18 protein-coding genes are annotated in these 25,336 nt (G+C 66.9%); 5 read left to right on the top strand and 13 right to left on the bottom strand.

All coding sequences use genetic code 11. The features are described 5' to 3' along the window. Positions 1–33: 33 nt before the first annotated feature. The 9 genes from CHRYSEO8AT_RS03960 to CHRYSEO8AT_RS03920 form a co-directional block, all read right to left on the bottom strand. Positions 34–2,790: a TonB-dependent receptor gene (locus tag CHRYSEO8AT_RS03960; protein ID WP_159846558.1), complete on the bottom strand. Its 2,757-nt coding sequence runs from the start codon at positions 2,788–2,790 to the stop codon at positions 34–36. A gap of 141 nt (positions 2,791–2,931) precedes the next feature. Then, a complete protein-coding gene (locus tag CHRYSEO8AT_RS03955; RefSeq protein WP_159846555.1) occupies positions 2,932–4,767 on the bottom strand; it encodes a Ca2+-dependent phosphoinositide-specific phospholipase C in 1,836 nt (611 codons plus the stop codon). Between the two features lie 94 nt (positions 4,768–4,861). After that, complete coding sequence (locus CHRYSEO8AT_RS03950) at positions 4,862–5,632, bottom strand: phosphatase PAP2 family protein (protein WP_159846552.1); 771 nt, start codon at positions 5,630–5,632, stop codon at positions 4,862–4,864. A 24-nt stretch (positions 5,633–5,656) separates the two neighbouring features. Next, the gene (locus CHRYSEO8AT_RS03945; RefSeq protein ID WP_159846549.1) at positions 5,657–7,240 is read right to left on the bottom strand and encodes an alkaline phosphatase; all 1,584 of its coding nucleotides are present in this window, start codon (positions 7,238–7,240) and stop codon (positions 5,657–5,659) included. Between the two features lie 73 nt (positions 7,241–7,313). Next, on the bottom strand, positions 7,314–9,521 hold the full coding sequence (locus tag CHRYSEO8AT_RS03940) for a TonB-dependent receptor (RefSeq protein WP_159846546.1): 2,208 nt from the start codon (positions 9,519–9,521) through the stop codon (positions 7,314–7,316). 274 nt (positions 9,522–9,795) lie between these two features. After that, on the bottom strand, positions 9,796–11,046 hold the full coding sequence (locus tag CHRYSEO8AT_RS03935) for a TetR/AcrR family transcriptional regulator (protein ID WP_201304352.1): 1,251 nt from the start codon (positions 11,044–11,046) through the stop codon (positions 9,796–9,798). Between the two features lie 253 nt (positions 11,047–11,299). Beyond that, on the bottom strand, positions 11,300–15,505 hold the full coding sequence (locus CHRYSEO8AT_RS03930; protein WP_159846543.1) for a YadA-like family protein: 4,206 nt from the start codon (positions 15,503–15,505) through the stop codon (positions 11,300–11,302). A 177-nt stretch (positions 15,506–15,682) separates the two neighbouring features. Then, the gene (locus CHRYSEO8AT_RS03925; RefSeq protein WP_159846540.1) at positions 15,683–17,434 is read right to left on the bottom strand and encodes a PAS domain-containing protein; all 1,752 of its coding nucleotides are present in this window, start codon (positions 17,432–17,434) and stop codon (positions 15,683–15,685) included. Positions 17,435–17,712: 278 nt separating this feature from the next. Continuing rightward, positions 17,713–18,087 carry a hypothetical protein gene (locus tag CHRYSEO8AT_RS03920; protein ID WP_159846537.1) on the bottom strand — a complete coding sequence of 125 codons (375 nt, stop codon included), beginning with the start codon at positions 18,085–18,087 and terminating at the stop codon, positions 17,713–17,715. Between the two features lie 217 nt (positions 18,088–18,304). Here CHRYSEO8AT_RS03920 and CHRYSEO8AT_RS03915 point away from each other — a divergent pair, with 217 nt between their 5' ends. The 3 genes from CHRYSEO8AT_RS03915 to CHRYSEO8AT_RS03905 are packed head-to-tail and all read left to right on the top strand — an operon-like array spanning position 18,305 to position 20,771. Then, positions 18,305–18,652, top strand: coding sequence for a hypothetical protein (locus CHRYSEO8AT_RS03915; protein WP_159846534.1), 348 nt, complete (start codon positions 18,305–18,307; stop codon positions 18,650–18,652). Next, on the top strand, positions 18,652–19,332 hold the full coding sequence (locus tag CHRYSEO8AT_RS03910) for a response regulator transcription factor (RefSeq protein ID WP_159846531.1): 681 nt from the start codon (positions 18,652–18,654) through the stop codon (positions 19,330–19,332). Before CHRYSEO8AT_RS03915 ends, CHRYSEO8AT_RS03910 begins: the two co-directional genes overlap by 1 nt. Beyond that, positions 19,329–20,771, top strand: a complete 1,443-nt coding sequence (locus CHRYSEO8AT_RS03905; RefSeq protein ID WP_159846528.1) for a sensor histidine kinase — start codon at positions 19,329–19,331, stop codon at positions 20,769–20,771. Before CHRYSEO8AT_RS03910 ends, CHRYSEO8AT_RS03905 begins: the two co-directional genes overlap by 4 nt. On the opposite strand, the gene CHRYSEO8AT_RS03900 is transcribed toward CHRYSEO8AT_RS03905, so the two are convergent. After that, positions 20,768–21,463: a Crp/Fnr family transcriptional regulator gene (locus CHRYSEO8AT_RS03900; protein WP_159846525.1), complete on the bottom strand. Its 696-nt coding sequence runs from the start codon at positions 21,461–21,463 to the stop codon at positions 20,768–20,770. The genes CHRYSEO8AT_RS03905 and CHRYSEO8AT_RS03900 overlap by 4 nt on opposite strands. Before the next feature lie 107 nt (positions 21,464–21,570). After that, positions 21,571–21,771 (bottom strand): hypothetical protein, encoded by a 201-nt coding sequence (locus CHRYSEO8AT_RS03895; RefSeq protein WP_159846522.1) that lies wholly within the window; start codon positions 21,769–21,771, stop codon positions 21,571–21,573. Positions 21,772–21,902: 131 nt separating this feature from the next. Between CHRYSEO8AT_RS03895 and CHRYSEO8AT_RS03890 the strand changes: the two genes are divergently transcribed. Continuing rightward, positions 21,903–22,781, top strand: coding sequence for a DUF1206 domain-containing protein (locus CHRYSEO8AT_RS03890; RefSeq protein WP_159846519.1), 879 nt, complete (start codon positions 21,903–21,905; stop codon positions 22,779–22,781). 215 nt (positions 22,782–22,996) lie between these two features. Beyond that, positions 22,997–23,668, top strand: a complete 672-nt coding sequence (locus CHRYSEO8AT_RS03885; protein WP_159846516.1) for a DsbA family oxidoreductase — start codon at positions 22,997–22,999, stop codon at positions 23,666–23,668. A gap of 218 nt (positions 23,669–23,886) precedes the next feature. Here the strand turns inward: CHRYSEO8AT_RS03885 and CHRYSEO8AT_RS03880 are convergent, their stop codons facing one another. Beyond that, positions 23,887–24,783: a hypothetical protein gene (locus tag CHRYSEO8AT_RS03880; RefSeq protein WP_159846513.1), complete on the bottom strand. Its 897-nt coding sequence runs from the start codon at positions 24,781–24,783 to the stop codon at positions 23,887–23,889. Between the two features lie 373 nt (positions 24,784–25,156). Beyond that, the gene (locus CHRYSEO8AT_RS03875; RefSeq protein ID WP_159846510.1) at positions 25,157–25,333 is read right to left on the bottom strand and encodes a hypothetical protein; all 177 of its coding nucleotides are present in this window, start codon (positions 25,331–25,333) and stop codon (positions 25,157–25,159) included. Between the last annotated feature and the right edge of the window lie 3 nt (positions 25,334–25,336).

Raw genomic sequence — 25,336 nt, 5'->3', positions numbered from 1 at the left:
CAGTCAGGGCAGGGGTTCAGGTCCACGAACGGATCAGAACTCCATCCGCAGGCCCAGATTGATCCGGCGTCCCGACATTTCGTACATCGTGGGGAAGGACGGATCCATCGTGTAGCCCTTGGTCGCCTCGTCGGTGACGTTGATGCCTTCCAGGTTGATCTGGATGGCGTCGGTCACGCGGTAGCTGGCCGACAGATCGACCTGGCCATAACCCTCACGCCAGATCGGATACATTTCGTAGCCGATGGCTTCGACGTACTTGTCCTTGAAGTTGTAGGACGCCCGAGCCTGGAACCTGGCGTTTTCGTAGAACAGGGTGACGTTGTAGGTGTTGTCGGCCAGGCCGACCGGCGGGGTGGGAATGCCCAGTTTCGACGTGCCGGTCAGCGAGCTGTCCAGAACGGTATAGTTGGCGTTGATCCCGAACCCTTCCAGCGGCGCGTAGAACTGGCCGAACGGCACCACGGCGACGAGCTCGACCCCGCTGACCTCATAGGAGCCCGGCTCGTTGATCGGCTGATAGACGTCGAAGGTATAGACGCCGTCGATGGTGCCGTTGGCGTTGTACTTGGTCACGTTCGGCACGGTGCCCGTCAGGGCCTGACGCACCACGCCCTCAATCTCCTTCCAGAAATACGAGACCGCCAGCAGACCGCCGTCGCCCAGATACTGCTCCAGCCCGACTTCCCATTGCTTGGCGTAAGTCGGCTTCAGGTTGGGGTTGCCGTCTGTGAAGCGGAACGAGTTGAAGCTGGCCGTGCGCTTGTAGGCCAGGTCGGTCAGGGCCGGGCGGATCAGGGTTTCCGACGCCGCCGCGCGGAACATCAGGCTGTCGGTCAGTTCGGCCGTGAGGTTCAGGCTGGGCAGGAGCTTGTCATAGCCGCCGTCGCTCGAAATCGGCGCAGGCGTGAAGCCGGTCGAACCGTTCGGGTTCTGGATCTGGTGATAGCCCGACGAGGTGATCGAGGTATCGACATAACGCGCGCCGCCGTTGACCGAGACCGGCACCGGGCCGATGTCGAAGTTCAGATCCGCCATGGCGTAGAGCGACAGGACCTTTTCCGACACTTCGTAGTAGTCGCCGGGCGTGAACGGCGTGGAGAAGCCGTCGTAGCGGAAGGTGCGACGGGCGTAGTCGTTCCACACCTGGCTCCAGTTCAGATCGCGAATGCTGAAGGCGCCGCCGGGAACCAGGTCGCCGATCGGCGTCAGTTCGCTTTGCGACATCGGACGGTTCAGATAGTCGACGCGGCCCGGCCCGGTCCCCTGGATGTTCAGGGCGCCGTACTGCCGCTCCTTGGACTTGTCGGTATAGCGCGCGCCGAACTGGACGCTGGTCAGGGCCGGGAAAAAGTCCAGGCCCAGGTATTTGGTGAAGTCGATCTGGGCGGCGTATTTGTCGTCGGTGATCTGTTCCAGCGTCGTCTCATACGCTTCGAACAGATAGCTCTGAGGCGAGTTGTACATGTCGATCGAGGCGGGGTTGGCGCTCTTGATCGTCTCGCCGCCGTCGGCGGTCCAGCGCGTCCGCGACGGCGCATAGGCGACGTGCTTCAGATTGGCGTAGTCCAGCGTCTTCTCGGCGCCGGAATAGCCGGCCAGGGCGTGCAACTTCCAGCTGTCGCCGCTCCAGTTCAGCTCGGTCCCGAACTGGCGATAGTCGGTCTCGTTGATCTGCTCCTTGCTGAGCATCTCGTGCTGGGTGAGCGTGTAGGAGACGTCGCGCAGCACCACCATGCCGTAGTCGGCCAAGGTGGTCTTGTCGAACTCGTGGATCGTCTCAAGCGTCGAACGGCTGGAGGCCGAATAGGCCGCCGCATCATACTGGTCTTCGGTGGTCTCATAGCGGCCGATCAGGGCGTCGAACGCCAGGCTGAAGTTGGCCGACGGACGATACTGCAGCGACAGGGCTCCGCCCCACTGGTCCTGGGTGTTCAGATAGGCGCGGTCGCCCACCTTGTCCTGGAAGATGATCCGGTCGGTCTCGGCCGTATTGGCGCGGTTCTGGACGATGACGCCGGCGTCGCGCGCCAGGACGGCGGCGGCCTGCGTGCCGCGCACGCCGGTCGAGGTCGCCAGGAAACGCGTCAGGGGACGGAAGTTGATGCCCGATTCCGAGTCCGTGCGGTTGGTCCGGCGTGCGCTCGAGAAGGACACCAGCGCACCCCAGTCGCCCCAGGTGTCGCTGGCCAGGAAGGACAGTTTCGGATCGGTCTTTTCCGAGATGGAGTTGTAGGCGCCCTCGGCCGAGGCCACGATGCGACGCCCCTCATAGTCGAACGGACGCGCGGTCGAGATGTTGACCGAACCGGCGATGCCGCCTTCCTCGTCCGCCGCGCGCGGGGACTTCTGTACCGTGACCTGCTGGATGATTTCCGAGGCGAAGATGTCGAACTCGACGTCGCGCCCGCCGCTGCCCGAGGCGGTCGCCAGGCCGTTGATGGTGACGAAGGTGAACTCGCTGGGCAGGCCGCGCACCGACACGCGCTGGCCCAGGCCCCTGTTGCGTTCGATGGTCACGCCGGGGATGCGTTGCAGCGCCTCCGCCAGGTTCTGCTCGGGGAAGTTGGCCACGTCGGTCGCCACGATCGAATCGGAGAAGCCGACCGTCTTGCGCTTGATGTCGACGGCCTCTTCCAGGCTCCGGCGATAGCTGCCGGTGACGATGATCTCGTCGACCTGGGACACGTTAGCCTGCGCCGAGACTTGGTCGGCCGTTTGCGCGAAGGCGGCGAACGGCGAGACGGCCGCGACGACCAGCGCCGTCGTGCCGAGAATTCGGTTCTTCATTTGGACTACCCCCAGAGAGCTTGACGCGTTTCACCCGCGAAACACGTCGACCGGCCCATGGCGTCACGCCGGCCGATCTACCGCCCTCAACGACGGCGTCACCCCGCCCCTCAGCGTGTGACAGCCGATTTCATCCAATGTTCACGGCGCTGTCGCGTTCGACCTCGCAACCGGCTCAAGACGGGCCTTGGCCAGCGCCGCCTGCACCTCCGCGCGCGCCGCCTCCATGTCGCGACGGAAGGTCTCAGAGCGCTGTTCGGCGCCATAGATGACCGCGCCCGACAGAATGCCGGCCTCGGCGGCGCTGTAGCTGTGCGAGCCGCAGACGAAGCGGCTCTCGGCGAACTCGCGACCGCGCGCATACAGGGCGTCGGCCCGCTGGGGCGCCAGTTCGGCCAGGATCATGGCGATGTGCATCCCATGCGCCGAATGGCCGGATGGATAGTCGGGATTGCCCGCCAGATGGTCGCTTTTGGCCTCGCAGATCGGCAGGTCCGTGCCGATATAGGGCCGCTTGGTCCCCCAGTGTTCCTTGGCCACACCCACGACCGAGCGGTCATTGCCCGACCGGTCCAGCAGGGCCGTCAGCACCGGCGCCTGTTCCGGCGTCAGGCGCACGCCCAGCGCCTGGGCGAAATGGTCGTATTTGTCGCCCGTGACATCGGCGGTCGCCACGTCCCAGCGCGCCGTGCCCTGAAGCGCGCGGGTCTCGCGGAACACCTCGGCGTTGGCGCGGTCGCGGGGCGAGCCCGGCTCGGGCGGCGGGGCCAGCACCGTCGTCAGGTCCGGTCGATCCCCTGGCGCCAGATAGCCGCGCACGGGCGCGCCAGAAACCATCTCGACCGCCAGTCCGTCGCACCGCGCCGCCGCCCGCACCGGATTGCACGCCGCCGCCTGGGCCCCCGGCAGACGCACCTCATAGGCCGCAAAGCGCGGATCGGCCCAATAGTAGTCGGTCGAGACATATTGCGCCCCGCTGGCGAAGGCGGAGGTGCGGCGCGTCACGTCGGCGGCCCTGGCCTCGACCGTGTCGGCGTCGGCGCGGGTGCGCACGATGAAGCCCTGGCGCACGGCCGCCCGGATGCGATCCTGCTGGGCCACCGGATCGTTGAGCGTCAGATAGGCGGCGGCGGGGCTGGCCTCGTCGGTGTTGACGAACATCGCCCGGCCCTGAAGCGACGGCCGTCCCGCCGCATAGGCCGCGACCTTTTCCGGCCCCTCGTCCAAAGCAAAGAAGACCTTGCCGCGCGCCTCGCCAACCGTCGGCCAGCCGCCCGCCAGCACGCCCTCACGCAGGGTGGCGTGGTCGCCGCGCACCTGGTGCGGCGTGATCAGGCGACCGGCGTCGAACACGGCGCGGATCTCGGCGTCCAGCGCGTCCCAGGCCGCCGCGTCGAAATCCATCGGCGCTGCGCCGCCCGGCATAGAGGCGGCGCCCGTCTTGGCGTTCAGCATGATCAGGATGGGCGCGTGATCGGGATGGGCGGCCGACCAGTCGCGGACCTGGGTCAGACAGGCGACGAAGGTCAGGCAGGAACTGCGAAAATCCACGTCGGGCATATGCAGCACCTTCATCCCCGGCCGCGCCATGGCGTCCCGGAAGCTCGGGCTCGTCGGCGCGCCCTGGCCTGCTCGACCCAGTGCCGAGGCCGGGCGCGCATATCGGCCGCCCAGGGGGTCGTTCAGCACGTCGATCTCCAGCTGACGTGCGCCGGCGTCCAGTTGTTCCGTCAACGGACGATGCGCATAATCCAACCCCGTCGCGCGCGGGTCGACCGCCGTCATTGCGGCCAGCTCGGCCTCTGGAATGGCCAGCTTGTAGCTGTTGTGGGTGCCGACTGCGGCGATGTCGTTCATCCGCAACGACCGATCCATCCAGACCCGCGCACAGCCATCCCCGCCCGCTGCGCCCACATCGGCGGCGGCTGGCTCGCAGGACGACGCACCCAGAAGCAGGGCGAGGACAAGAGCGCTCATGATCGATCTCCGGGAGGGACGCCGCTGGAAATCGCGCGTCCCTCAGACAACGACCGTGAACCACGCTTCCTCAACAGGGACGTGACAGGTTCTGCTAGCGGCTCGCCTGTCTGGCCTCGACCAGCTCGCGACGCGCCACCTCGAAATCCGCCTGAAAGGCCGGGTCGGCCTTGAGGCTGGCGAACAGGGCGGCGCCGACGATGCGGCCCGCCTCGACATCGCTGGCGTAGTGGACGCCGCAGATCATGCGGCTTTCGCCATAGGCCAGGCCGCGCACGAGGATTTCGTCGGCGCGGTCGGGCGCCATCTCCGACAGGACCAGCGCCCAGGCCCAGCCCAGGGCGGAATGGCCCGAGGGGTAGGAGCCGCTGGCGGCCAGCCAGGGTTCGGGCGTGATGCAGGTCTCGGCGGGTTCGGTGACGAAGGGACGCGGACGGATGAAGCCGCGCTTGGCGGGGGTCTGGACGGTCTCCAGATCGCCCAGCATCCGGCCCAGCAGACGGGTCAGGACGGGCATGCGTTCCGGGGTGAAGCGGATGCCCAGGGCCTCGTCGAAGACGCGGGGCGCACTTGGTGTCTCGATCTCGTTGTCGGCGCGGGCCTGGGCCCAGCGAGGTGTGTCCTTCAAGGCGCGGGTGGCGCGATAGACGGCGATGTCGTCCTGTTCACGCAGCGAGCCGGCTTGTGGTGGAGGCGGCAGGAAGGCGGCGGCGTTGGGCGCGTCGTCCTTTGCCAGATAGCCGTGCGGATGGTCGCGGAAGCCGGTCCAGAAGGTGGGGACGGATGCAGGCGCGCCGGCGCAGCCGGCGAGGGCGAACGCCAGGGCCGTCGCCGTCAGGCGACGCGCGTGAGGGAAGGGGCTCATTGGGAACTCTGGAACTGTTGGATTTTAGGCGAGCTGGGCGCCGGGACGGCCGTCCTCGACGACCCAGGTGTTCAGGGTGGACAGGGTCGCCCTGGGGTCGCGGACGTCGCTGATGGCCTGGTATCGCGTGGTCATCAGGCGCGGCGTGATGTCCATCGACATGTAGCCCCGGACGCGACTGTCGAAGAATTTGATCTGCGGGTTGTTCGGCATGTTCGCCATCAGGGACTCGTAGGGCGGGCCCGAGGACGAGATGGAGGTGCCGACGAACTCGGTGGCGACGGTCGCCGACGACGGATCGGCGCTGACGCGCTTCACGTCGTTGGTCCAGAACGAGTGGTAGTCGCCGCTGAGCACGACGGGATTGCGCGGCTTCAGGGTGGCCAGAGCCTCGGTCATGCGGTCGCGGGCGACGGGATAGCCGTCCCAGGTGTCGGTCCAGTAGCGCGTCTCCGCATCGCCGTTGCCGAACCGCAGTCCCGCCATCACCAGGTCCTGGCCCAGGATGTTCCAGCGCGCCTGCGACCGGGCCAAGCCGTCGTAGAGCCAGTTTTCCTGTTCGAAGCCCAGGAAGGTGCGCGAGGGGTCCAGGCGATCGGGACAGGCGGCGTCGGTGACGACCTGTCCCTTGCCGCCGTTCGGGCCGTCGCTGCAGGCCTGTTTGGACCGATATTGCCGGCCGTCCAGCATGAAGAACTCGGCCAGGTTTCCGTATCGGATGCGGCGATGGATCGGCATCTGAAGTCGGGAATCGAGCCGCGTGCGGCGGATCGGCATGGCTTCATAGAAGGCTTGGTATCCGGCGGCGCGGCGCCGCAGGAAATCGTTCGGCGCGACGCCGGGCGTCTTGGACCAGATGCCGGAATAGTCGTCCTGGATTTCGTGGTCGTCCCACACGGCCAGGCAGGGCGCGGCGGCATGCAGGCGCTGCAAATCGGCGTCGGTGCGATGCAGGGCGTAGCGGTTGCGATAGCCGGCCAGAGTCGTGGCCTCTTCCAGCCCATAGGGGCGAACGACGTTGGTCGCCTGGGCGCCGGTTCGGCTGTATTCGTAGATATAATCGCCCAGGAACAGGGTCAGGTCCGGCGCCTCGTCGGCCATGTGGCCATAGGCGCTGAAATAGCCCGACTCCCAGTTCGAGCAGGAGGCGACGGCTAAACGCAGCCGGTCGACGGCGGCGTTCGGTGCGGGCGCGGTGCGCGCCAGGCCGACCGGACTTTGCTGGCCGGCGGCGGTGAAGCGATACCAGTAGGGACGGCCGGGACGCAGACCCTGAACCTCGACGTGAACGGCATGGGCGGCGGAGACGTCGGCCGTCGCTCGGCCCGAGGCGGCGATGCGGCCAAAGCCTTCGTCCGTCGCGATCTCCCACACGACCTCGATCGGCGCCGACAGGCCGCCCAGGCCATCGGGCGCGACGGGATCGGCGACCAGACGCGTCCACAGGACGAAACCGTCGGGCCAGGGATCGCCGCTGGCGACGCCGAGCGGAAACAGATAGGCGCCGCCGGCCTGCGCCTGGCCGAAACGCAGCACGACCGGGGCGGCGACCAGGCCGGCGATCAGGGCGCGGCGGCTCAGCGGCAGCGAAGGTTTGAGCATAAGCATCGGCGACGGTCCCGGCAGGCGAAGGCAAGAGGGCGGCGGGCCGGACAAACCGACCCGCCGATAGCGACTTGGCTTAGAAGTCCATCGTCAGGCGCACGCCGACGGTGCGGCCTTCGTTCGGCGAACTGGTCGGACGGGCGCCGCCGTTGAAGTTGTTGCGGGTCTCTTCATATTCGGTGTTGAAGAGGTTGCGCGCCCACAGGCCGACGCGCCAGTTGGCGTTCTCGGGCCCTGCGCTCAGGTTGGCGTTCCACAGCCAGTAGCCCGGCAGGACCGAGGCCGAGGACGCGTTGTAGATGCCGTCGCGCTGATTGTAGTTGGTCTCGGCGCGCAGGGCGACGCCGGCCATCGACCAGTCATAGGCGATGGAGCCGCCATAGTTGAACTTGGGAAACTGCAGTGGTTCGCCCGAACGGTCGTTCGAGATGATGATGTCCCACGGGCCGTTGACGGGGTTGGCGGCGTTGGTCGCGGTGGGGTCGATGGCGAAGTATTCGTTATACTTGCCTTCCTTGTAGCCGAAGTTCTGGCTGATTGTCAGGCCCGAGAACGGCGTCCAGGTCAGCTCGATCTCGCCGCCATAGATTTCGGACTTGGGCACATTGGTGATCTTGCCCAGCTGGCCCGTTTCGCGGCTGTATTCGTTGCCCTGGATCTGCTGGTTTTCGTAGTCGTAGTAGAAGACGGCGCCGTTGACGCGCAAGCGGTTGTCGAACAGGTCCGACTTGATCCCTGCCTCATAGGCGATGACGACTTCGGGCTTGAAGGGTGTCTGCGACTGGCCGTTGTAGGTGGTGAAGCCGCCGGATTTCACCCCGCGCGCCACGCTGGCGTAGAGCAGGGCGTTGTCGGCTAGGTCGTATTCCAGGCCGAAGCGGCCGGTCCATTCCGACAGGGAGGTTTTGTACGTCATCTCCGGGCCGACGGCGACGTTCAGGCGGCGCGTGCCGGTCGTGGTCAGGCTGCGGTCTTCGTTCTCGTAACGCAGGCCGGCGATCAGGCTCAGGCGATCCGTCAGGGCGAAGCTGTTGTGGGTGAAGACGCCGATGGCCTGGACCGACTGATCATAGGGCGTGTTGATCAGGTTGCGGTTGGCGCCGCGGAACTCGGTGTAGAAGCCGCCGTCGACGCTTTCGTCGGCATAGTGGGCGCCGACCATCCAGTTCAGGCGACCCGCCTCGTTGGACAGGCGGGCCTCCTGCGAGAAGGCCTTGATGTCGTTGTAGAAATAGACGTCGGATTCCGCCGCCGGCGTGCCGTCCCAGTCGTTGTATTCCGAGCGGCTGAAGGTCTGATAGGCGGTGATGGTGTTCAGCGTGGCCCAGCCCAGGTCGGCGCGGACGCGGGCGCTGAGGTCCAGGCCGTCGTTGTCACGACCCGGCTTGGCGTTCAGGCTGCGACCGGACACAGCCGCCAGAGCCGGCGAGATCTGCCAGCCTGTGATCCGGCGGGCGGTGTCGGCGGGATAGGTGACGCTGCCGTCGAAGACGGGATAGGGCGCGCGCAGGCGGAAGCCCAGGCCATCCGACTTGTCGATACTGTAGGTGGCGGACAGATCGACCGTGACGTCCTGCGAGGCGTCCCAGGTCAGTCGGGCGCGCAGGGCGGTCTTGTCGCGATCACCCAGCTTTTCGCCGGTCGTGCGATGGTATTGCCAGGCGCCGCCCTGTTCGGTGACGGCGGCCAGGCGACCCAGCAGGCCGGGCGCGATCTGGCCCGAAACATAGCCTTCGACCTTGTAGCGGTCATAGGAGCCGTATTCGGCCGAGAAGCCGGCGCGTTGATCGACAGTCGGCGCGTTGGTGATGATGTTCACCGCACCGCCGGTCGTGTTGCGGCCGTACAGGGTGCCCTGCGGCCCACGCAGCACTTCCAGTCGCGCGATGTCGAACATCGCACCCTGGGTGGTGATCGTATAGGGATGGGCGACTTCGTCGACATAGATGCCGACGGTGGAGGCGTTGTTCGAGGAGTATTCGCGGGTGCCGATGCCGCGGATGCGGAAGCTGGGCTGGCCGCTGCCGAACTGGCTGTCGACCTCCATGTTCGGGACAACGTTTTCGATGTCGTTGATGACGTTGACGCCTTTTTCGTCGAGGTTTTGACCGCCGATCACGCTCAGCGCGATGCCGACGTCCTGGCTGGACTGTTCGCGACGCTGGGCGGTGACGATGATGTCCTGCACCGTCGCGGTGTGGGATTCGGGCGCGGTTTGGGCCGCTGCGGGCATGGCCGCAAGGGCGAGGACGACGCCGGAGGCGCCGAGGAGAAGACGTTGCATTTTGACCATCCTTCGGGCGACGCGCGGGGAGACCCCCTCCCTCGCGCGCCGAAGCGTTTCGGGGTGTCGTCGAACAGTCGCGATCCGGCGGTCAGGCGGGGCGACGACAAGCGCAGGGGAGGAGGCCAAAGCCGCCTTCGCCGCGCCAGAAAAACAACTGTTCGACAACGATGCGCCAATAGGCCGCAGGGACGATGCTTTTGTGACGCTTCGCTGAAGTGTTTCTGTCAGGCGTGGCTATTCGGGGTGCAGTTCGCCGATAACGCGTGTTCTGTCACGCGCGACGCGTAACCAATCGCAACGCCGCCGCCTGGAGGTCCGTCGCCGTGATGTCTGCGCCGGTGGCGCGCGCCGTCAGGGCGGCGCCCTTGATCCACAGGGCGAAGCGCGTGGCCGCCAAGCGGGTCAGGTCGAACTCGGCGGGCCAGACGCCCGCGCTGTTGTAATAGGTCCCGCCGCCTTCCGGGCCGCGCAACAGCATGACGAGATCCTGCAAGGAAGGGTCTCGCCGCGCCTCGATACAGGCGCTGGCGATCAGGCGGGCGTAGCGGACGTAGAATCCCTCGACCTCAGGCTGGATCGACACGGTCGGCGCCATGATACGCGCCCAGCTGTCCAGATCGGCTGCGGCCGGATCGCCCTCGGGCCGCTGACCGGCCAGATAGCGCGGCATGTCGCGGAACACGCTATGCCACACCGCATCCAGCACGAACCGCCGCATGTCGGGCCAGTGATAGGCGATGGTCGAGGTCGAGGTGCCGGCCACCACGCTGACCGACCGATTGGTGACCGCCGTCACCCCGCCGGCCAGCATCTGGTCTGCGGCGATGTCGAGCAGTTTGCGCCGCATGGACTCCGGCTCCAGGCCTTCGGCGGGCGCCTTGGGCAGGACCAGGTTTTCACGCCGCCACAAGGTCGCGGTCGCCGGGCCGTCTGGACGCCCGAAGGCGTGATCGACCAAACCGCCCAAGCCTTCGGCGACGATGAGTGCATAGTCGGAGCGCCCGGAAAGCGCGCCGGCATAGAACTGCTCCATGGTCAGCCAGGCGACGAGCGGCCCAGCGAACTCGACCAGCCTGTCATCGGCGGCCAGATGATCGCGCCAGGCCTCGCGCCGCATCGCGTCCCACCGCACCATCAGGTCGCGACGCTCAGGTCCGACCTCGGCGTCCAGCGACAGGCCTTCCCATATCCGCACGAAGCCCGCGTCGGGCCCGGCGCGCAGGTTAAGATAGTGCTGGATCAAGGCCAGCAGGTTGTCGCGCTCGACGGGCAGGCCGGCGACAGCCTGAAAAAACCGGTCATGGAACGCCGCGTCCCGCCGCAGGGCCTCTTCGCCCACCGCCTGGATCAGACCGGACTTGGCCCCGAACAGATTGACGATGACGGTCGTGCTCTTGCCGACGGCTTGGGCGAGATCGCGCAAGGTCAGGCTGTTCAGCCCTTCGGCGGTCGCATGCGCGATCGCCGCCTCGACGATCTGCTGGCCGTCGATGGCGCGGCTGGTCGTTGGAGAGACGGGCATAAGCCTCAATGCCGGGACGGTCTTGGCGTGTCGAGGCCTTAGCTTTGAGTAGCCGTCAATGTCGTCTTTCGACATGGCGGCATGGATGTCCGCCACCAGTGTCGCAGGTCGCCGTATTGCGGCATATCGGCCGGTCAGGACGAACAGGGCCTCGTCAGGTTAGCGGCCAACAAGGCTGCTTTTTGGTATGGCGGTGTTGATCCGTCGTCTTGAAAAATTGGATTGGAGGGGGTGGCCCTCCAATCCAACCGTTTCAGAAGCGCCAGCCGACGCCGGCATTGGCGCCGACGTGGTTCTGGGTGTCGAAGGTCGCGCCGGCCCGGAAGACCATAGAGCCGTCGCCCAAGGCGCGGGAGAAGCCCATCGCCATGGCCGACTGGCCCTCGTAGGTGCCATAGCCCACCGCGAACATCGATTTGCCGCGCTCGGCGATCTGGGGCATCCCGGCCGCCGCCAGGGCGCCCGCTGTGCCAGCGAAGGCCAGCTTGCGCACTTCCTGGACATTGTAGTTGACCGCCGCCAGCCGCATGTCGGTATAGGTGTTCGACTGCTGGATCGCCTCGTTCATGCTCTCGCGCAGTTGCAGGACGTTGACGGCGTCGGTGTCTGCGACCCCGGCGGCGACATTGCTGACGGTGACCGCCGGTCCGCTGCTGCGGCCCAGGACCACGCGGGTCTGGCCCTGGTCGGCGTACTGAAGCGAGTTCTGACCCAGGGCCAGGGCGCTGTCGGCCGTGGTCTGGGCCGTCGCGACGGCCTGATTGGTCTGGAACAGCTGCGAGCCATTGACCGCCTCGGTGGAAGTGGCGCTGACCGTGCCCGCCGCGACATTGTTTAGCGTCACAGGGGCCGAGGTGTCGCCGCCCTGGAAGGTGATGCTGTTGGTGCGTCCGCCATTGGCGTCTGTGTCGTACTGGACTGCATTGGTCGCGGCGAAGGCCAGTTCGTAGATCTGGCCGCCGTTGACGGCGTCGGTCGACCCGGCGGCGATACGGCCGTTGGCGACATTGTGCAGGCCCACCGCGCCGCCGCTGGCGCCGACCAGGGTGAGGTCGTCGGAGCGCACGCCGCCGTTCGGGGTCTCGGGGTCATCGCCGTCGCTGTATTGCACGGGGCCGAGGCTGCCGTTGGCGATGTTGTTGGTCAGATTGGTGATCGCCGTCGTGTTCTGGGAGACCTGGGTGTTGGTGGCGAACAGTTGCGACCCGTTGACGGCGTCGGACGAGGTCGCGTTGACCTGGCCCGCCGCGACATTGGTGATGGTGGTGCCGCCGGCGCCGGCCAGGGTCAGGGTGTCGCGGGTCGTCGTGTCGTAGGAGACAGCGGTCCCCGCGATGGCTTCGACCCGGTCGGACACGCCCTGCAGTTGGGCGACGTTGACCGCGTCGGTCGCCGCCGTGCCCGCTGCAACATGGGTGAGCTGGCGTTCGGCGCCGGCGGAACCGAACGAGACCGAACCGGCCGAGGATTGAAGGCCCGTGACGCCCAGCGCCGCATAGTCGGTCTGGGCGGCGCGATCGGCGACGCTGCCGGCGCCCAGGGCGACGCTGTTGTCGGCGACAGCCTGGGATTCGGGACCGACGGCGACGGCGTCCTGACCTTGGGCGTTCGCGGGGGCGAGGTTGGAGTTGACGGCCAGATAGACGCTGGAGCCCCCGCCCGTCGGCGCGCCCGACAGGGCGTCCAGGAAGGCCTGGATGCTGGCGTACTGGACGCCCTGATAGGTGATGGCGACATCCAGGGTGTTGGTCAGAGGGTTGAACGCGGTGCCGCCGCCGAACCCGGCCGCTGCACTTTGTCCGAAGGCGAAGGCCTGGCCGCCGTTGACGGCGTCGCTCGACCCGGAAGCGATCAGGCCGGCGGCGACATTGTGCAGACCCACCGGACCGGCCAGCGCGCCCACCAGGGTCACGTCATTGGTGGCGACCCCGCCGTTCGGCGTCGTCGGATCGGCGGCGTTCGAATACTGCACCACGCCCACTGCGCCATTGTTCAGGTTGTTCGTGATGGTGGTGATGGCGGTGGTGTTGGTGACGATATCGGCGGTGTTCTCTGCGACCTGGGTATTGGTCGCGAACAGCTGGGCGCCGTTGACCGCCTCGGTGGAGGCAGCGCTGAGCTCGCCCGCCGCGACATTGCTGATCGTGGTGCCGGCGGCGCCGGCAAGGGTCAGGGTGTCGAAGGTCGGGTCATCATAGACGACCGCCAGTGCGGAGACGGCGGCGATATCCGCGATGGCATCCGTATTCAGTCCGACCTGGGTGTTGGTCGCGAACAGTTGGGCGCCGTTGATCGCCTCGGTCGAGGTGGAGGACAGGGCGCCGGCGGCGACATTGCCGATCACCGTGCCGTCGACGCCCGCCAGGGTGACGCGGCCAGCCAGCAGGTCGTCGTACATGACGGCCGTGTCGGAAAGCGCGCCGAGGTTGGTGGTGAGGTTGGTGATGGCGGTCGTGTTGACGCCGACCTGGGTGTTGGTGGCGAACAGCTGCGATCCGTTGACGGCCTCGGTCGAGGTCGCGGTCAGGGCGCCAGCGGCGACATTGCCAATGACTGTGCCGTCAACGCCCGCCAGGGTGACACGGCCGGCCAGCAGATCGTCGTACATGACGGCCGTATCCGACAGGGCGCCAAGGTCAGCGCCGAGGTTGGTGATGGCGGTCGTGTTGATGCCGACCTGGGTGTTGGTGGCGAACAGCTGCGAACCATTGATCGCCTCGGTGGAGGTCGCGGTCAGGGCGCCGGCGGCGACATTGCCGATGACTGTGCCGTCAACGCCCGCCAGGGTGACGCGGCCGGCCAGCAAGTCGTCGTACATGACGGCCGTATCCGACAGGGCGCCAAGGTCAGCGCCGAGGTTGGTGATGGCCGTCGTGTTGATCCCGACCTGTGTGTTGGTGGCGAACAGTTGGTCGCCGTTGACGGCCTGGGTGGATCCGGCGCTGAGGTCGCCTGCCGCCACATTGGAAATGACTGTGCCTCCGATGCCTGCGAGCGTCAGGTTGGCCGCTGTCGGATCGTCATAGGCGACGGCGATGTCGGCCAAGGCCTGAAGGTCATCTGAGACGCCGAGCAACTGGCCGACGTTGACGGCGTCAGTCAGCGCCGAGCCGGCGGCGACGTTCGTCAACTGACGCTCAGCGCCCGCGAGGCCGATCGAAACTTCGCCCGACGAGGTCTGGGCCGCGTCCAGCCCCAAGGCGGCGTAGCCGATCAAGGCGCCGCGGTCAGCCGTGCTCGAAGCGCCCAGGGCGACGCTGTTGTCTGCGCTGGCCGAGGCGGCGGGTCCCACGGCGGTCGAGTTCAGTCCGCCCGCCAAGGCGCCGCCAAGGGCGGAGTTCACGGACAGGAAGGGCGTCCCGCCGCCAGGCGTGGTGAAGATGGCGTCCAAAGCTTCCTGAACGCTGCCGTAAATGACGCCGTCATAGGTCAGGCCGATGTCGATCGTGCTGGTGGCGGGATCGAAGGCGGTGCTGCCACCGATCTCCGCCGCAAGACTGGAACCCAGACCGAAGAGCTGAGCGCCGTTGACGGCGTCGGCGGAACCAAGAGCCAGCAAGCCCGGCGTCAGGTTGGTGATCCTTGTGCCCCCGGTTCCGCCCAGGGTCAGGGTGGCGGCCGTCGCGTCGTCATAGGTGACGGCGAGATCGGCGAGAGCCTGTAGGCTCGTGGATACGCCCTGGAGTTGGCCAACATTGACCGCGTCGGTCAGGGCTGAGCCGGCGGCGACGTTCGTCAACTGCCGCTCTGCCCCGATCGCCCCGAAGGACACCTCGCCGACGGAGGTCTGCGGCGTCGAAAGGCCAACAGCGGCGTAGTTGGCCAAGGCGCCCCGCAGGGCTGCGCTGTCGGCGCCGAGGGCCAGGCTGTTGGCGACCGACACCGAAGCGTCGGCGCCCAAGGCGATGGAGCCCGAGGCCCCTCCAAGAATCTCTGCTTCGCGGCCGAGCGCGATCGCATCGACTGCCGTGGCGGCCGTCAGGGCGCCGTTGCCGAAGGCGATGGAATTCAGTTCGCCGGCTATGGCGACAGCGCCGCCCGATCCCAGACCCGTAATGCGGTTGCCGCCGATCGAAATTCCCTGCTCATTCTCCAGGGTGAAGGCATCGGCTTGGTTGATGCAGGCGTCCGGAGCATCGACGACATTGCCGTTCACATCGAGGACGCCCAGGCGAATATCCTGGCCGCTAGCCGCATTATTGAGCAGCGTGGTGGCGTTCAGATTGAGGCGCGGCACCAAGATGTTCAGCAGACTGTTGATCGACGACTCTAATGGGGTGGCGATCCCCGTGATCACCGGGCGTATAATGTCCGTCACCGCAGATCGTGGGAGTGAGACGCCCGTGCAGACATCCACAATACTTGTCTGGGCGCGGGCCGGCGCGGGGACCGTAAACAGTCCAAGGGGCAGGACGGCTCCCAAGGCGTAGACGGCGGCGACAAGCAGACGCGTGGCCAAAGTTGCGCCCCTGAAGGGCAGCAGAAGGTCAGCGGTCGAACGAGTATGCATTCTTATCCTCCCAGCATCGAGAGGCGTGAACGCGGCTCCCGATCAGGGAAGCTAATGTGGGCTTGGACACAATCGTGACGTGTTTGCGAATCCTTGGCGTTCGCGCAGGGGACCTACTTTTGACGCTTAGTAGCGACGGTGAAGTAGGGCCGGAGGGGGGGTGAAAAGGTCTACCGCCTGGGTGACCGCCTTCACTCCCAGTTTGTCTAACGCCTTTCCGCGATGGTAATCGACCGTCCGAGGACTGATGCCCAACATACGACCGATCGTCTTAGACGTACCGCCGATGACCGCCTGTTCCAAGATTTCCAGCTCTCGCGGAGAAAGCCGGCTTAGGGCCTGCTTGGTAGGTCTACTAGGTAGTTCTAATATGTTGTTATTAAGGAATAAATCTATGTGTGGCATGACGGATAGAGCTTGAGCCTGGTCGTTCGAGGCATAAGACAGAACGTCTAAAACGCCCGCCTCGTGAAGCGTGATGATGTCATGCGGAGAGGCCAATGGATCTCCAAGAACGACCATGGGTATATCCGGGAGTTCCGATCTCACCGCCTCCGCCATGCCTAGGATGTCCACGACCGTCGAGTTGGAACAATAGATCACTAGACCGATGTCGCTGCGGCCTCTCACACGTCGCTTTGCCTTGTCGCAGACCTCGACCTCCAGTCCGTGAGATTCAAGAACCTTCCTCAGGTTGCAACCTCGGCGGGCCGGGTCGATCATGACAACTTTGGCGGCGGCTTGCCTTCGCACGCGCGATTCGCCGATGAACCGATTGATTGATCCATCCGTCTCCACCAAAGGAAAGGCGGTGTCCTCAACGTCGAAGCGCTGTCCTTCGGCATTGCGGATTTCGTAGCGAACTTCGACTGATCGCCCAGCTGCCAAACCTTCCATCGCATCGCGGTAAGCCGATCGCTGATCTGCGGAAACGCTTGCGAGTTGAGCATCCCAAGATAGGGGCGCTCTCAAATTATCGGGCCACCCACAGGATGGACCGACGTTCAAGAAGTGGCGACTGAAAGAGGCCGCATCCGCTGTCCATAGCAGCCGATGGCGCTCTACCTCCGGCGCGGCATCGACGACTTCAAGCGCTGCCGAGTGCCACTCCACCAGGTCGCCCTGCGCATTGAACTGGGGCAGAGCGCGCAGGGCGAACCATCTGTACACCCCATCGGAGCCAAGCAGCCGATGGCGACTTTCAAATGGTGTAGCCAAGGTGACAGCCCGGCCCCAGTCGGCGACGATCCGGCTACGCTCGGACGGGTGAAGCCAGCCGATCCAGCCTTCTTCGCGGGCTTGCGCCAGAGTGACGCCAAAATAGGTCTGGCATCGTTCGTTCATCCAGCGCACGACGCCTCGCGTATCCAGTCGCCACAGGAAGAGCGGAGCCAAGGTGGTGAGCGCGTCGAGGGTCGTCTCTGCGGTTGCCAGGCGCTGTCTTAGGCGTTTCTCTTCCGTGATGTCGCGAAACACGCAAAGGACTGCGTGAATCTGGTCGTCCCTGCCGACCGGCGTCACCGCTGCAGTCACCCAGGTTTCACGCGAGCCTTCTGAGCGATCGACATGGAGTTGGATGTCTTCCGTAACGCCGGCGCAACCGGCCCATGCCGCCTCCATCGCCGAGGAAAGTTGGGTCGCTAGAGAGGGCGCTACAGTCGCAAGGCCGCCGCCTTGTAATGCGGAATTTGGCATGACCAGCTGACGGCATGCCTCATTGAAGTAGGTTGATGTCTGACGACCAACGACAATAAGCGTCGGCAGCGCCTGCCGGAGCATCGATTCTACGGACTGGATTATCCAGTCGCGATTATTGGCGCCTGCTGGGCTTCCCGACTGATCTGCTCGCCCAAGCCCCTCTGACAGCGCGTTGATCACGAGACGCTCCTCTAAGGTCTGGATATATGATTACTCAATAACAACTCCAGGTAAATAACATCTGTTATGAATGCTACTGTGGCGCTTGTTTTCAAGCTGCGGTTTGAAGCGTCCAGGCGGTCATTCAGAAGGCCGTATATGTGCCTGATGCCGCCGCGCGGATACTGGCGCGGGCCCCAGACGTCCTGATCTTCCTGCGGGTGGACGAAGAGCATGGCGGAAAACGCAAAGAGCGCGGCCTTTCGGCCGCGCCCTCATGGCGTCGATGGGCCGCCGCCTCAGCCGCGACGGTTGTCGTAATCGCGGCGCTCGTTTCTGACCTGGGCCGACAGGCGGTCGAAGCGACGGTCCAGATCGGTCCGCTCCCAGGCGGTCAGGCCGCCACGGCGATAGTTGGCTTCCAGGCGCAGCAGGCTGTTGAACTCGCCGCGCAGGCGGGTGGCTTCGCGACGGCTGAGCTGGCCGTTGCGGACGCCCTGGTCGATGCGGCGGTCCAGGTTGGCCTGGCGAGCGTTGATCGACTGCCACGCGCCATAGCCGGCGTGCTGGGTGCCCTGATGCGGCGGGGCAGGGCGGTTATAGGATTGGGCGAAGGACGGGGCGGCGACCGAGGCGGCGGCCAGGACGAGGGCGGGGACGATGAGCTTGCGCATGGCGATCTCCTCAAATGTTCTGCCGGTCGGGGTGACCAGCGATGAGGAGAGTTGACCATCTGGCGACTGAGCCGGTTCTGAACAGCGACGATCAGGTTCGGTTCATCGGCATGACAAGGATGACAGGATCGGCGTTCGTCGGTTTGGCGCGAAGGTCGCTTTAAACTATACGACGTATTCAGCGCCCGTTCAGATGATTGGGCCTAGATCGGTCGCCATGTCCCGTAAACCCGCCAGTCTTATCCTCGCTCCACCGGCCCTGGCCTTGGCTTTGACCCTGGCCTTCGCTCCCGTCATGACGACGCAAGCGGTCGCCCAGTCGCGCGACCCGGATCCACGCTCTCAGGATCGCGGCCCGCGCGTCAGCCCGGACGAGGCGCGTCGTCGCGGCGGTGAGGCCGGCGGCGGCCGCCCCATCGACACCCAGCCGCGCCGCGACGGCAACTACTCCGTCCTGGTCGAACGCGACGGTCGCGTGCGCGAGGTCGTGGTCGACGGCCGCACCGGCCAGGCCCGTCAGGGCGGATCGGACGACAACAACAATCAACGTCGCAGGCCGAACTGATGCGCGTGCTTCTGGTCGAGGACGACGCCGACCTGTCGCGTCAGCTGAAGGCGGCGCTGGGCGACGCGGGCTATGCCGTGGACCACGCCCCGGACGGCGAGGAGGCCCATTATCTGGGCGAGAACGAACCCTATGACGTCATCGTCCTGGACCTGGGCCTGCCCAAGATCGACGGGGTGTCGGTGCTGGAGCGCTGGCGGCGCGAGGGCAAGGCGACGCCGGTCCTGATCCTGACGGCGCGCGGCTCGTGGTCGGACAAGGTGGCGGGCTTCGACGCCGGCGCCGACGACTATCTGACCAAGCCCTTCCATACCGAGGAGCTGCTGGCGCGCCTGCGGGCCCTGCTGCGCCGCTCGGCCGGCATCGCTTCGGCGACCCTGGCCTGTGGCGGCCTGCGGCTGGATCCACGCGCGGCGCGGGCCAGCGTCAACGGCGAACCCCTGCGCCTGACCTCGCTGGAATACCGGCTGCTGCATTACATGATGATGCACCAAGGCCGGGTCATCAGCCGCACGGAGCTGGTCGAGCACCTGTACGATCAGGACTTCGACCGGGATTCGAACACCATCGAAGTCTTCATCGGGCGGGTGCGCAAGAAGGTCGGCTCCGACCGGATCGAGACCGTGCGCGGCCTGGGATACCGGCTGACGCCTCTGGCGGGCGAATCCGAAGCGGCGTGACCGGGCAGGCGGTTTCGAGCCGAAAAGATTGGGGACGCTGGTTCGGGCGGCCCGGCCGCTCGCTGACCCGACGGCTGATCTGGCTGGCCTCGGCCTGGATTCTGGTCGCCCTGGTGATCGCCGCCCTGGTCCTGACCCAGGCCTTCCAGGAATCGGCGCTGCGCCGCTTGGGCACCATGCTGAACGAGACTACGGAAGAGATCGTGGTCGCCGCCAGCCGCACGCCGCCCGGCGAGGTCGTGCCCCAGATTCAGGACGCCCGCACCCTGCGGCTGCTGTCGGGGAAATACTGGCAGATCATGGAGGTGCGGCCTGATGGGCGGCTGGTCAGCCTGGCCCGCTCCAACTCGCTGTGGAGCTATGACCTGGCGCTGCCGCCCGACCTGCCCGACCGGCTGGATGCGGCGTTCGGCGACGTCATCACCTTCAACACCACCGGCCCCAAGGACGACGCCCAGACGCGCGAGCCGTTGCGCGTCGCCGCCAGCATGAAGTCCATTCCCCGCCACGAACATCCGGTCATCTTCATCGCCGCCATCGACCGGTCCGAGGTGGACGCCGACACGCGCCAGTTCGCCCGCGTCACCTGGACAGCGATGCTGATCCTGGGCCTGGGCCTGGTGTCGGCGGTCTTCATCCAGGTTCGGATCGGCCTGCGTCCCCTGTTCGACCTGCGCGACGAGATCGCAGACGTGCGCAAGGGCAAGTCGGCCCGGATCGGGCGGTCCTATCCGCTGGAGATTCAGCCCTTGGCCGAACAGGTCAACCGCCTGCTGGATCATAACCAGGAGGTGGTGGAGCGCCAGCGCACCCACGTCGGCAACCTGGCCCATGCGCTGAAGACGCCGATCTCGGTCATGCTGGCCGAGGCGGGGACGACCCAGGGCGACCTGCCCGAACTGGTGCGGCGCCAGACGAAGGTGATGCAGGGCCAGGTCGATCACCACCTGCGCCGCGCCCGCGCCGCCGCCCGCGCCGCCCACGGCCTGGGCGAGACCACGCCCGTCGCCGAGGTGCTGGACGAGCTGGCGGTCATGATCGAACAGGTGTTCCGCGACAAGAACGTCGAAATCGACTGGCGCGCGCCCGACAGCCTGTCCTTCCTGGGCGAGCGTCAGGACCTGCAGGAGATCCTGGGCAATCTGATCGAGAACGCGGCCAAATTCTCCAAGCGCCGCGTCCGCGTCTCGGCGGGCGGCAGCGGCCTGGGCCAGATGATCCTGGTGGTCGAGGACGACGGGCCGGGCCTGCCCGCCGACCAACGCGACACGGTCATGCAGCGTGGCGCGCGGCTGGACGAGAGCGCGCCGGGCTCGGGCCTGGGCCTGTCAATCGTGGACGACCTGACCCGCGCCTATGGCGGGCGGCTGAACCTGGCGGACAGCGACATGGGCGGGCTGAAGGCGGTGCTGGAACTGCCGGCCGCCCAGGCGGACTAAAGCGGGTCGCCGCCCCGGCGGTAGCATTCGCAGGCGGCGCGTTCGAGCGCTGCGCGATCCAGCACCGTGATGCGGCCGCGCGAATAGGCGATGGCGCCGGCCTTCTGAAGCCCCTGGGCCGCCTCGTTCACGGTCGTGCGCTGCGACCCCAGCATCGAGGCCAGATACTCCTGCGTCAGGTTCAGCGTGTCGCCTTCGACCCGGTCGTGACAGCGCAGCAGCCATTTGGCGAACCGCTGGCCCGCGTGGTGCAGGGCGTTGCAGGCGGTGGACTGTTCCAGCTCGCCCTGAAGCCGGGCCATATAGTCGCCGACGGCGTCGCGCACGCCCGCCCGCTGGGCCGACAGAGCGCGAAAGCGGGCGGAGTCCACCCGCCGCGCCGTGCCGGCGACCTGGGCCACGCTGCGGGTGTGGGCGTGATGCGGCACGACCGAGGCGACGACGCCCAGCACCCCCTCGCGCCCGATCATGACCGTCTCCACCGTGCGGCCGTCCTCCAGAACCGCCACCGACGAGCAGAAGCCGCTGTCGATGAAATGCAGGTGTTCGATGGCGTCGTCCGGCTCGTTGAACACATGCCCCAAGGCGAATTCGACGGGGACGGCGATCGCCAGCAGGGCGTCGCGGTCTTCGGCATTCAGGTCGTGGATCAACCGGTTGCCCGGCGGGAGGCTGCGCATGGGTTCGCGCATAAGGCGATCTGCTTCGCGCGTCTGTCGAAACCCGACACAGCGTAGCTGTATCCGCCTCCGGTTTCTGGGGAAAAGCCCTGATTTTACCGAGATATGTACGAAACCGATCAGCCGGCGTCGGTTGCGGAGCGTTCCAATCGAGCGACGAGACGCTCTGCCTCATGAACCTCGACCCCGATGCAGGAGGCGTGGTCGGCCAAGCGTTTACGAGCGGCGGCCACGGCGATGTCGTCGTCGGCCCCGTCGAAGAAGTCGAGCAGGGGGCGGCGGTCGGCCTCGTCGAAAAAATGAAACTCGTAGATGCGCAAGCGAACGGCTCCCAGGCCACGAACCTTAGCCTTGAGGCCGCCGGCCTGTCTGTCGGATGTCGACACAGCGCAGTGTCGGGAGCCTTTGCCGTGGCAGAGGCGTTAGGCAGCTTCTCGCCGCCGGGGATGCGATGACCGCCGCCAAGACCCTTCTTAGACGCGCCCCGGTCCTGCGGCGCCTGCCGCCTCTGGCGACGCTGGTCGAGTGGGCGGCGCGGGTCGGATATGGCGCCCGGGGCTTCGTCTATCTGTCGGCGGGGGCGCTGACCCTGCTGGCGGCGACCGACCGGATCGGCGAGGCGGTGGGGACCAGTGGCGCGGCGGGCTGGCTGGCGGCCCAGCCGTTCGGCAAGGTGTGGTTGGTGCTGCTGGGCCTGGGCCTGTGGGCCTTCGTCGGCTGGCGGGTGCTGCAGGCGGTGTTCGACGCCGACCATGAGGGGACCGACCTGAAGGGCTGGGCCACGCGGGCGGGCCAGGCGGCCAGCGGCCTGTTCTACGGCGTGCTGGCGTCCGGGGTGTTCGAGTATCTGGACGAGTTCGGCGAGGCGACCAGCGCATCCTCGGCCCAGGCGGAGAGCGTGGCCGAGAACCAGGAGAAGGCGGCCATCCTGCTGGGCCTGCCGTTCGGAGAGGCGCTGCTGATCGGGGCGGGGCTGGTGGTGCTGGGCGTCGGGATCGGCAATATCGTCAGAGCCTTCAGGGACGACTTCGACGACGCCCTGGCCTGTCCCAAGGCCTTCTGCGGGACCGCGACGGCCCTGGCGCGGGCGGGGTATGGGGCGCGGGGGTTCGCCTATTTGCCGCTGGGCGTGTTCGTGGTGCTGGCGGGGCTGCATGCGCGCTCGGGCGAGGTGACGACGACGGCGGCGGCGCTGGACGCGCTGGAGGCCCAGCCCGGCGGATCGTGGATACTGGGGCTGACGGCGGCGGGGCTGATGGCCTTCGGCGCCTTCGCCTTCGTGGAGGCGCGCTGGCGCCGGATACGGCCGCCGAGGGATCTGATGGGATAGCTGTCTCCTCCCTGCGTAGCGGGGAGGTGGCGCGGCGCGTCTTCGCGCCGTGACGGAGGGGTTCTCACCGCATCCCCGGTGTCGATGGGACGTCAAAGAGCCCCACCACCCCTTCGGGGTCCCCCTCCCCACAAAGTGGGGAGGAGACGGTCTGGCGTTCGTGGTCATGCTTCCCATATCCTTCGCAACACACGCTGTTCCAGAAGGCCGCCGCCATGACCCAAGCCGTTCCGACAAAGACCCTGAAGATCGACTTCGTTTCCGACGTGGTCTGTCCCTGGTGCGTCGTGGGCCTGGGCGGGCTGGAGACGGCGCTGGACGCCCTCAAGAGCGAGGGGATCGCCGCCGACATCGCGTTTCAGCCGTTCGAGCTGAACCCCCAGATCGCGCCCGAGGGCGAAAACATCGTCGAGCATATCGGCCGCAAATACGGCGCGAGCCCCGAGCAGTCCGCCGCCAACCGCGCCATGATCCGCGAGCGGGCCGCCGAGGCCGGCTTCGACATGCGGATGACCGACGACAGCCGCATCTGGAACACCTTCGACGCCCACCGCCTGCTGCACTGGGCGCACGAGACGGCGCCCGACAAGCAGAAGGCCCTGAAACAGGCGCTGTTCACCGCCCACTTCACCGAGAACCGCAACCTGACCGACGCCGGGGTCCTGACCACCGCCGCCGAAGCCGCCGGGCTGGACCGGGCCGAGGCGGGCGAGGTGCTGGCCTCGGGCCGCTACGCCCAGGCGGTGCGGGCGTCAGAGGAGCTGTGGCGCTCGCGCGGCATCACTTCGGTCCCCGCCGTGGTGGTGGAGGGCAAATACCTGATCAGCGGCGGCCAGCCGGCGTCGGTGTTCGAAGAGGCGCTGAGGAAGATGGCGTCGGAGGTTTAGGCCTCCCTTTCGTCATCCTCCGGCAAGCCGCGCAGCGGCGCAGACCGGGGGACGCTTCGTCATCCTCCGGCCCGCAAGCGGGAACGGGGGAGGCGCGCGGGAGCGCGAACCTGTCGCGGAACAGGTGTTCCGAGGTCGGTTAGGCGGATGGATTTCGCCTGACGGCGCCGCTGGGTCCCCCGGTTCCGCTGCGCGGCCCGGAGGATGACGAAAGAAAATCACGGCGGGTCGGTTTCAGACGCCCCTTGCGAAAAAACACCGTCTGAATGGTGCAATTCGTCTGAAATCGGGGGCGGTTTCAGGTCGTCCAGCGCGTCCATCCGGGCCATCAGGGCGTCGCGGCCGGCATAGTCGCCGGGCGTCAGGGCGGCGGCCTCCAGGGCGATGACGCCGATCTCCTGGGCGACGGCCGTGGCGCGCTCGGCCATGTCGGGTTCTTTCGGTTTGGGCTCGGGCCTTGCAGCGGACGGGGGAGCAGGCGGCTCCGCCTCGCGCGCCAGGCGGGTCAGATGGGCGTGCAGCCGCACCCAACGCGCCGCCTCCATCGCGCGCCCGGCCTGGACCGCCCGGCCCATCCGCACCAGGGCGTGGGCCGCCATCTCTGCAAAGTCGGGCAGGCCCTGCGCCGTCTCGAACGGCAGGTCGAACGGCCCATCCATAGGCAGGGGCGTGGGATCGTCCTGATCCTCGCGCCGCCAGCCTTCGTCCCTGGCGCGGGCGCGAAAGGTGCTGACCCCCATGCCGTAACGTGCGCTGACCTCCTCGGCCGTGGCGCCCTCCAGATAGGCCTCGCCTGCCGCCTGCCAGGCCTCTTTCGACAGGCGGCGATAACCGCGATTGCGGACCCGGTCGGCGTCGCGCGCGACGGCGTCGGAGGCAGCGAGCGCCGGCAGCCGCAACAGATGCATCGGTAGGCCGTGCGTGCGCCAGAACCGCACCTCGGCCTCGGCCGAGCAGTCCAGGTGAAGCGCGTCGCGATACGCCTGTTCCAGACCCGCCGCGCGCAGGACGCGGATCTGATCCAGCCCCTGCTGCGTGGCCGCATCGTAAAGCGGGTCTCGCGGCCCATCGAACCCGCCGCCCTCGCCGTCGTCATAGGCCTGATCGTCGTCCATCCCGTCCCCCGGCTGTCGCCCACGCCCGATCCCAGGACGCGCCCCCAGTCTAAGGCCGTCCCGAACCGTGATAGGGTAGAGGCCGTCGATTTCCCGAAAGCCGAGGGATTTCAACGGGGCGGCAGGGGGCATGTTGTATAGGAAGGACGCCTTTTCCCTCTCCCGGTGGGGGAGGGAAAAGGCGTCCTTCCTATACAACATGCCCCCTGCCNGACGCCGCCCGGATCGCGCGCGAAGGCACGCGCGAGGAGCAGTCCGGCAAGTTCCTGCCGCCGCCCGGCTGGAAGGGGCATCTGGTCACCGCCGCCGACGCCCCGGCTGCGCCGAAGAAGAAGCGGGCCTGACTACTCCTCCCCCGATGGGGGAGGATTAGTCAGGCCCGCTTCTTCTTCGGCGCAGCCGGGGCGTCGGCGGCGGTGACCAGATGCCCCTTCCAGCCGGGCGGCGGCAGGAACTTGCCGGACTGCTCCTCGCGCGTGCCTTCGCGCGCGATCCGGGCGGCGTCGCGTCCGGCCTTCAGAACGGTTTCTCGGTCGAAGAGCGTGTTCATTTC

Origin of the sequence: Brevundimonas sp. G8, from assembly GCF_902506205.1 — a bacterium.
Taxonomy (GTDB): Bacteria; Pseudomonadota; Alphaproteobacteria; order Caulobacterales; family Caulobacteraceae; genus Brevundimonas.
The sequence above is the reverse complement of the archived record's forward strand: the minus strand, read 5'-3'. Positions and strand labels throughout refer to the sequence as shown.